This window comes from Tahibacter caeni (assembly GCF_024609805.1).
In the GTDB taxonomy this organism is placed as follows: Bacteria; Pseudomonadota; Gammaproteobacteria; order Xanthomonadales; family Rhodanobacteraceae; genus Tahibacter; species Tahibacter caeni.
Genome location: NZ_JANFVR010000235.1, coordinates 1 through 7737, shown reverse-complemented (window position 1 = coordinate 7737; position 7737 = coordinate 1). Strand labels below are relative to the sequence as shown.

Below are 7737 nucleotides of genomic sequence, written 5' to 3'. Positions count from 1 at the left end.
GGCTTTCGCTGCCGCGGCGGCATCGCGCTCGCGCTGCGCCGGCTTCGCACGGCGCGCGGCCGCGTCTTCCTCGCCGGCCGCGTCGGCGCCGGCCGCTTCGCTGCGCGCGAACGGATTCATCGCCTTGACCCGCTCGGCCACGCGGCCGACCGTCGCGAGCGCTTCCTTGGTTGCGGTCACCGACCATTCCCATACGCGGCGTTCGTCCATGCCGGTGAACGCGCGGAACGCGTCGACGAGGCTCTCGGCCGGCGCGACGCCCATCTTCGCGAAGGCTTCGGCGCGGCGGCCTATCGCATAGGTCGTCGCGGCGTTGCCGAGTGCGCTCGTCAGCACGCCGACGAGCGGCGCGACGCGGCTGAATACGCCGCCGCCGAGTTTGCTGCCGAAGCGGCCGAGCAGGCGGCGGCCGAGGGCGTCGACGCCGACGCTCGCGCCGGCGCCGAGCGCGCTGATCTGCGTGATCAGCGGCTTGCGCAGCGCATCGGGCAGCGGCAGCTCGTACAGCGCCAGCGTGTCCTCGATGAGCTTTTCCTGGATCGCGCTGACCGCGGCCACGTCGGCGAGCTCGCCGATCGCGTAGCGCAGCAGCACTCCGGCGCCCGGTATGGCGCCGACCAGGGCCGACAGCGCGCCGACGCCGGCGGCCTTGACGCAGGCCGTGCGCAACAGGGCCTGGAAGCGCGCGTCGCGGTCATCGTGGAGCGCTGCTGCGGCGCGTCGGGCGGGAATCTCCGTGCTAGGCTTTCGCGATGCCATCTTCCACCTCGTCGTTTGCTGCCCTCTGGCAGCTGATCCGTCATGCGCGCCCGTACCGCGCCCGTTTCATCGCCGCCAGCCTCTGTTCGGTGGCGAACAAGCTGTTCGACGTCGCGCCCGAAATCCTGATCGGCATCGCCATCGACGTGGTCGTGCGCGGGCAGGCGTCGTTCGTCGCCGGGCTCGGCGTCAGCGATCCGCTGCAGCAAGTCTACCTGCTGGGCGCGTTGACGTTGGCGATCTGGGTGTTCGAGTCGGTATTCGAGTTCGCCTATCTCGTGCTCTGGCGCAATCTCGCCCAGGACCTGCAGCACGAGCTGCGCAGCTCGGCCTATGCCCACGTGCAGAACCTCGACCTCGCCTATTTCGAGGACCGCTCATCCGGCGGCCTTGTCGCCGTGCTCAACGACGACGTGAACCAGCTCGAACGCTTTCTCAACGGCGGTGCGAGCGAACTGATCCAGGTCGTCGTCACGGTGCTGGCCTGCGGCGCCGTGTTCTTCGCGATCTCGCCGCAGATCGCCGTGCTCGCGTTCACGCCGATTCCGGTCATCCTCTGGGGCGCGTTCTTTTTTCAGCGCAAGGCCGGGCCGCGCTACGACCTGGTGCGGGAAAAGGTCGCCGCGCTGTCGGGCCGGCTCGCGAACAATCTCGCCGGCATCGCGACGATACGCAGCTTCGCGGCCGAGCAGCGCGAGCACCAGCGCCTGGCCCAGGAGAGCCTGGCCTACGTCGAGGCCAACCGCCGCGCGATCCGCCTGAGCTCGGCCTTCGTGCCGCTGATCCGCATGGCGATCCTGTTCGGCTTCCTGTGCACGTTCGTGCGCGGCGGCCAGCTCGTGCTCGAAGGCCAGCTGCAGGCCGGTTTCTACGCCGTGCTCGTGTTCCTGACCCAGCGCCTGCTCTGGCCGCTGACCCGGCTGGCCGACACGGTCGACCTGTTCGAGCGGGCGATGGCGTCCACGCGGCGCATACTCGCCCTCCTTGGCACGACTATCACGATACGCGACAGCGACGCGACGCAGCCCGATCATCCGGCGCGCGGCGAGCTCGCGATCGACGACCTGCACTTCGCCTATGCCAACGGCAGCGAGGTGCTGCGCGGCATCGACCTGCAGATCCCGGCCGGCCGCACCGTCGCGCTGGTCGGCGCGACCGGCGGCGGCAAGTCCTCGCTGATCAAGCTGCTGCTGCGCTTCTACGAACCGACGCGCGGCCGCATCCGCCTGGACGGCCGCGACCTGGCCGGCTATCCGCTGAGTTGGCTGCGCAGCCAGATCGGCTGGGTCGCCCAGGACGTATTCCTGTTCGACGGCACGGTGCGCGAGAACATCGCCTACGGCCAGCCCGGCGCGAGCGCGGCGCAGATCGAGGCCGCGGCGATCGCGGCCGAGGCGCAGGAATTCATCCTGAGGCTGCCGCAGGGCTACGACACGCGCGTCGGCGAGCGCGGCGTCAAGCTGTCGGGCGGCCAGCGCCAGCGCCTGTCGATCGCGCGCGCGCTGCTCAAGGACCCGCCGATCCTGCTGCTCGACGAAGCGACCAGCGCGGTCGACAACGAGACCGAGGCGGCGATCCAGCGCTCGCTCGCGCGCCTCGCCCACCAGCGCACGGTCGTCGTCATCGCCCACCGGCTCTCGACCATCGTGCACGCGGACCAGATCGCCGTCGTCGAGAACGGCCGCATCGTCGAGCGGGGTACCCATGCCGAGCTGGTCGCGCGCAACGGCAGCTACGCGGCGCTCTGGCGCGTGCAGACCGGCGCGGCGGCCTGAAACGCGGCGCGGAACGCCGCACGGAACGCGGCGGCGTTCGCCTGCGGCGCCGCGCCACGCTATCCTTGCGCGTTGCCTTTTCGAGCCTCAGCCCATGTCGGAACTGGACCGCCACGACACCATCCGCGCCGTGCACTGGCGCGGCGATCGCCTGAGCCTGCTGGACCAGCGCCGGCTGCCGTTCGAGGAGACCTTCATCGACTGCCGCAGCGCAGCCGAGGTGGCCCAGGCGATCAAGGACCTCGTCGTGCGCGGCGCGCCGGCGATCGGCATCGCGGCGGCCTGGGGCGTGGTGCTCGCGGCGCAGAACGATCCGCTGGCGCTGGACCAGGCGACGCGCACCCTGCGCGCGTCGCGGCCGACGGCGGTCAACCTGATGTGGGCGCTCGACCGCATGCAGGGCATCGGCAGCGATGCGGCCGCGCTGGTGCGCGAAGCCCAGGCGATCCAGGACGAGGACCTCGCCGCGAACCGGCGCATGGGCGAACTCGGCGCGGCGCTGCTCGACGGCGGCGGCGTGCTGACCCACTGCAATACCGGCTCGCTCGCGACGGCCGGCTTCGGCACCGCGCTCGGCGTGATCCGCAGCGGCTATGCCGCCGGAAAGATCAGCCAGGTCTATGCGGGCGAGACGCGGCCCTGGCTGCAGGGCGCGCGGCTGACCATGTACGAGCTCGTGCGCGACGCCATTCCGGCCAAGCTCATCGCCGATTCGGCCGCGGCGCACCTGATGCGCTCGGGCGCCGTGCAATGGGTCATCGTCGGCGCCGATCGCATCGCCGCGAACGGCGACACGGCGAACAAGATCGGCACCTACCAGCTCGCGATCGCCGCGCGCCACCATGGCCTGAAATTCATGGTCGTCGCGCCGTCCTCGACCGTGGATATGGCGACGGTCGACGGTTCGGCCATCGACATCGAGCTGCGCGATCCGCAGGAACTGCTCGGCATCGGCGGCCGGCGCACCGTCGTCGACGGCGCCCAGGCCTGGAACCCGGTGTTCGACGTGACGCCGGCCTCGCTGATCGACGCGATCGTGACCGAGCGAGGCGTGATCCATCATCCGGACCGCCACGCGATGCAAGCCCTGTTCGCGCCCGGCCATGGTTGAGGCCGTGCCTGCCGTGCGCCCGCGCCGCGTCGCGGTGCTGATTCCCTGCTACAACGAAGCGATCGCGATCGCCGCGGTCGTGCAGGATTTCCGCCGCGCGCTGCCCGAGGCGGCGATCCACGTATTCGACAACAACTCCCGCGACGGCACGGCCGAGGTGGCCGCGGACGCCGGCGCGGCCGTGCACGGCGTGAAGCTGCAGGGCAAGGGCCACGTCGTGCGGCGCATGTTCGCCGACATCGAGGCCGACGCCTACGTCATGGTCGACGGCGACGACACCTACGACGCGGCGAGCGCGCCGCAGCTCGTCGCGCGACTGTTCGCCGAGAACCTCGACATGGTCGTCGGCGTGCGCGAACCGATCCATGCCGACGTGCACCGTCCCGGCCACGCGTTCGGCAACCGCATGCTCACGGGATTCCTGAGCCAGCTGTTCGGCCGCAACTGTTCCGACATCCTGTCGGGCTACCGCGTGTTCTCGCGCCGCTTCGCGAAGTCGTTCCCGGTGCTGAGCCAGGGCTTCGAGATCGAGACCGAACTGACCGTGCATGCGCTCGAGCTCAAGATGGCCGTGGCCGAAGTCGGCACGCCGTTCAAGGAGCGTCCGGAAGGCTCGCACAGCAAGCTGTCGACCGTGCGCGACGGCATACGCATCGTCGTGACGATGGTGCGCCTGTTCGGCGCCGAGCGGCCGCTCGCGTTCTATTCGGCGATCGCCGGCGCCCTCGCGCTGCTGGCCGTGCTGCTGGCCGTGCCGCTGTTCGTGACCTATGCGGAAACCGGACTCGTGCCGCGTTTCCCGACCGCGATCCTGTCGACCGGCCTGATGCTGCTCGCGGCGCTGTCGTTCTTCGCCGGGCTGATCCTCGACACGGTCACGCGCGGCCGGCGCGAGCTCAAGATGCTCGCCTACCTCGGCCATCCGGCGCCGGAATAAGCCATGCCGCAATTCCTGCTGTTCTGCATCGGCGGGGTCATCGGCTTCGTCGTCGACGCCGGGATACTGCGGCTGCTGGTCAGCGGCCTGGCGATGAACGCCTATGCGGCGCGCCTGATCTCGTTCCTCTGTGCGGCCACGGCGACCTGGCTGTGGAACCGCCACAACACCTTCCGCGGCACGCGCCGCTACGGCCTGCTCGGCGAGTGGGCGCGCTATCTGCTCGCGATGAGCGGCGGCTTCGTCGTCAACTACGGCACCTACGCGCTGCTGTATGCGTTCGTGCCGCTCGTGCAGCGCTATCCCGAGCTCGGCGTCGCCGCGGGTTCGGCGGCCGGCCTCGTCGTGAACTATGCCTCGTCGCGCTGGTGGATCTACCGGCGCGAGGAAAAGGCCTGACGCGCCGCGCGGCGTTCAGCCGATCTGCAGTCCGTTGCGCCGGCGCGCCGGCGCGAGCACCGCCGCCGCGCAGAGCAGCAGCAGCGGCGGAAACGGGTGCAGGTAGCGGAACGAGACGATGTGCGAGAACAGCAATTGCCCGGCGACGAGACCCAGCATCGTCAGCACGAGCAGCAGCGCTGCGCTGCGCCGCGGACGCCCCAGGCGCAGCGCCGCGACGAGCGCGAGCGGCGCGAGCGCGAACAGGCAGACGATGAGCCACGGACCCGACTGCTCGAAATACACCGCGGCCGGATTCAGCCGCGTCGCGTCGGTCGCCGCCACGTAGCCAAGACGCTCGCGCAGCGACGTGCGCATGCCGTCGCTGAGCGGCCGCGTGCCGAGATCGTCGGCCATGCGCGGCGCGGTTTCGCTCGCGACGAAATAGTCGGCCGTCGTCGCGAGCGCGAGACGCAGCAGGCCGAGCGGATCGTCCGACAGGGCGCGCGCGGCGATCTTGCGCGCGAGCCGTTCCGTGTCGGGGCCGGCGGCCCGGCGCAGCACGCTGACCAGGCCGTCGTCGAGCCAGAGCTGCGCTTCGCGTTCGCGCGGGTCGGCCAGCACCGGACCGACCTGCTGCAGCAGCGCCGGGTCCAGGCCGACGCGCTGCAGATGCGCCGGCTTGACCAGCGGCGCGACGAGGCCGAGGCGGAACGTGCCGGTGCTCTGCAGATAGGTCGGCGGACCTTCGGACATATAGCCGTACAGCCGCTGATAGCCCTGGTGCACGAGTACGGTCGCGGTCACGGCGATCGCCAGATGCGCCGCGACGCGGCGCCAGGAGCGCTGCGCGCCGCGCTCGACGGCGGCGGCCAGAGGCGGCAGCACGCTGAAGCCGAGCACGACCGGCAGCAGGCTCATGCGCAGTGCGACCGTCGCGATGCCGGCCAGCGCCATCGCGAGCAGCCAGGGCCACCAGCCGCGGCGCAGATAGGCGAATCCACAGCTCAGCATCGCGATCAGGCACAGGGTGCCGAGGCTCTCGGCCATGACCATGCGTTCGTAGAACAGCTGCGCCGGCTCGATCGCGATCAGCAGGGCCAGCAGCGCCGCGGCGCGCCGGTCCACGCCGAGGTCGGCCACGGCCAGCCGCGCGCAGAGTAGGGCGGTCAGGATGCCGCAGAGCGTCTGCGCCAGCAGCAGCCCGGCCAGGCTGCCCGCGGCGATCGCGGTGTGGCGGATGAACAGGCCGTAGAGAAAGGAGCGGTCCGGCGGAATCCAGCCGGTCAGCGCGGAGTGGAGATAGCTTTCCGAATCGCCGAGGAAGAAGCGCTGGGTCGGGTCGGCCAGGATCAGCACGAGCTTGATCGCGAGCAGCAGCAAGGTCAGCACGAGCCAGTAGCGCGGCGACGGCGCGGTGCGGGCAGCGGTCGGGATCAGCAGCATCGTTCAGTGCGGTCCGTTCGGGGAGACGGCAGGCGAGCGCGGCATGCTACGGGGTAACGCGCACAGCGGGAAGCGGACCCTGCCGCGGCCGGCACGGCGGCAGGGTCTTCGGACGATTTCCGCAAGCGGCGCCGGCGCGGCGTCGCCGGCACGGCGCTCAGCGGCCGTAGAACGCGGTCAGCGACGCCTTGGCCAGCACGTTCGCGTTGAGCATGAAGCCGACCATCGCGCCGCTCGCGTTCTCGTCCAGCGGCAGCGAGTCGACCTTGAGCGCCCAGACCGTGAACTGGTAGCGGTGCGGCTTGTCGCCCGGCGGCGGCGCGGCGCCGCCGTAGCCGCTCTGGCCGTAGTCGGTGCGGCCCTGCACGGCGCCGGCCGGCAGCTGCCCGCCGGGACTGCCGGCGCCGGTCGGCAGTTCCTTCGTGTCCGCCGGCAGGTTCACGACGGTCCAGTGCCACCAGCCGCTGCCCGTGGGCGCGTCGGGATCGTAGACCGTGATCGCGAAGCTGCGCGTGCCCTCGGGTGCGCCGCTCCAGCTCAGCTGCGGCGACACGTTGTCACCGTCGCAGCCGAAGCCGTTGAACACCTGCGCCTGCGGCAAGGTGCCGCCGTCGGCGATGTCGCGGCTGCTCAGGCGGAATTCGCCGGCGCCGGCGCCGACGCCGGTGGCCGAGAGGATGAGGCTGGCGGAAAGGAACGGATTCATGCGGGCGGGCTCCGGCTCGGGAAATGCCGCGCAGTGTAGCCGCTGCGCGCACGGCGGCGGCCGGATTGATTTCGATCAAGAAGACGTGAAGTGCGCGCGACTAGTCTTGCGCCATCCATCCACGTTGCGAGACCGCCATGCGTAGTTACCTCCTCTTCGCTCTGCTGCTCAGCGCCACGGCCGTGCAGGCCGAAGACTGCGTCATCGACCTCAAGGCCGACGACGCGATGAAGTTCGACAAGACCGAGGTCACGGTCGCGGCGTCGTGCAAGAGCATCGCGATCAAGCTGACCCATACGGGCAAGCTGCCGGTCACGGCCATGGGCCACAACGTCGTCATCGCGGCGACGCCGGACCTGCAGCCGATCGCCACCGACGGCCAGAAGGCCGGTGCCGCGGCGAACTACGTCGCGGCCGACGACAAGCGCGTGATCGCGCACACGCCGCTCGTCGGCGGCGGCGCCTCGACCACGGCCAGCTTCGCCGGCAGCGCGCTGAAGGCCGGCGGCGACTACAGCTTCTTCTGCTCGTTCCCGGGTCACTGGGCGGTCATGAAAGGCAAGCTCGTCGTCAAGTGAAATCCGGCGGGGGGGGGGGGGGGGCGGGCGCGGCGCCCCCCCCCCCC

Annotated in this window: 8 protein-coding genes; 5 read left to right on the top strand and 3 right to left on the bottom strand. The window is 70.8% G+C overall.

Features of this window, described 5'->3' with window-relative positions:
- Nucleotides 1-759: hypothetical protein (locus NON22_RS17150; protein WP_257388165.1), on the bottom strand; the 759-nt coding region annotated here is incomplete at its 3' end.
- Between NON22_RS17150 and NON22_RS17145 the strand changes: the two genes are divergently transcribed.
- The 4 genes from NON22_RS17145 to NON22_RS17130 all read left to right on the top strand — a co-directional run bounded on the left by NON22_RS17145 (nucleotide 753) and on the right by NON22_RS17130 (nucleotide 4981).
- Nucleotides 753-2534 (top strand): ABC transporter ATP-binding protein, encoded by a 1782-nt coding sequence (locus tag NON22_RS17145; protein ID WP_257388164.1) that lies wholly within the window; start codon nucleotides 753-755, stop codon nucleotides 2532-2534. The two genes, NON22_RS17150 and NON22_RS17145, sit on opposite strands and share 7 nt — an antisense overlap.
- 94 nt (nucleotides 2535-2628) lie before the next feature.
- Nucleotides 2629-3645, top strand: coding sequence for an S-methyl-5-thioribose-1-phosphate isomerase (gene mtnA, locus NON22_RS17140; protein ID WP_257388163.1), 1017 nt, complete (start codon nucleotides 2629-2631; stop codon nucleotides 3643-3645).
- Nucleotides 3638-4582 carry a glycosyltransferase family 2 protein gene (locus NON22_RS17135; RefSeq protein WP_425507996.1) on the top strand — a complete coding sequence of 315 codons (945 nt, stop codon included), beginning with the start codon at nucleotides 3638-3640 and terminating at the stop codon, nucleotides 4580-4582. Before mtnA ends, NON22_RS17135 begins: the two co-directional genes overlap by 8 nt.
- 3 nt (nucleotides 4583-4585) lie before the next feature.
- The gene (locus NON22_RS17130; RefSeq protein WP_257388161.1) at nucleotides 4586-4981 is read left to right on the top strand and encodes a GtrA family protein; all 396 of its coding nucleotides are present in this window, start codon (nucleotides 4586-4588) and stop codon (nucleotides 4979-4981) included.
- A 15-nt stretch (nucleotides 4982-4996) separates the two neighbouring features.
- Here NON22_RS17130 and NON22_RS17125 read toward each other — a convergent pair whose 3' ends face one another.
- Nucleotides 4997-6406 carry a glycosyltransferase family 39 protein gene (locus tag NON22_RS17125; RefSeq protein ID WP_257388160.1) on the bottom strand — a complete coding sequence of 470 codons (1410 nt, stop codon included), beginning with the start codon at nucleotides 6404-6406 and terminating at the stop codon, nucleotides 4997-4999.
- A 157-nt stretch (nucleotides 6407-6563) separates the two neighbouring features.
- Nucleotides 6564-7112: a kinase inhibitor gene (locus NON22_RS17120; RefSeq protein WP_257388159.1), complete on the bottom strand. Its 549-nt coding sequence runs from the start codon at nucleotides 7110-7112 to the stop codon at nucleotides 6564-6566.
- Nucleotides 7113-7249: 137 nt separating this feature from the next.
- Between NON22_RS17120 and azu the strand changes: the two genes are divergently transcribed.
- A complete protein-coding gene (azu, locus tag NON22_RS17115) occupies nucleotides 7250-7690 on the top strand; it encodes an azurin (protein ID WP_257388158.1) in 441 nt (146 codons plus the stop codon).
- Nucleotides 7691-7737: the final 47 nt, after the last annotated feature.

Bases quoted from the DNA above. Each gene is read 5' to 3' on its own strand.
- NON22_RS17145 (WP_257388164.1), top strand. From the start codon at position 753: ATGCCATCTTCCACCTCGTCGTTTGCTGCCCTCTGGCAGCTGATCCGT.
- mtnA (WP_257388163.1), top strand. From the start codon at position 2,629: ATGTCGGAACTGGACCGCCACGACACCATCCGCGCCGTGCACTGGCGC.
- NON22_RS17135 (WP_425507996.1), top strand. From the start codon at position 3,638: ATGGTTGAGGCCGTGCCTGCCGTGCGCCCGCGCCGCGTCGCGGTGCTG.
- NON22_RS17130 (WP_257388161.1), top strand. From the start codon at position 4,586: ATGCCGCAATTCCTGCTGTTCTGCATCGGCGGGGTCATCGGCTTCGTC.
- NON22_RS17125 (WP_257388160.1), bottom strand. From the start codon at position 6,406: ATGCTGCTGATCCCGACCGCTGCCCGCACCGCGCCGTCGCCGCGCTAC.
- NON22_RS17120 (WP_257388159.1), bottom strand. From the start codon at position 7,112: ATGAATCCGTTCCTTTCCGCCAGCCTCATCCTCTCGGCCACCGGCGTC.
- azu (WP_257388158.1), top strand. From the start codon at position 7,250: ATGCGTAGTTACCTCCTCTTCGCTCTGCTGCTCAGCGCCACGGCCGTG.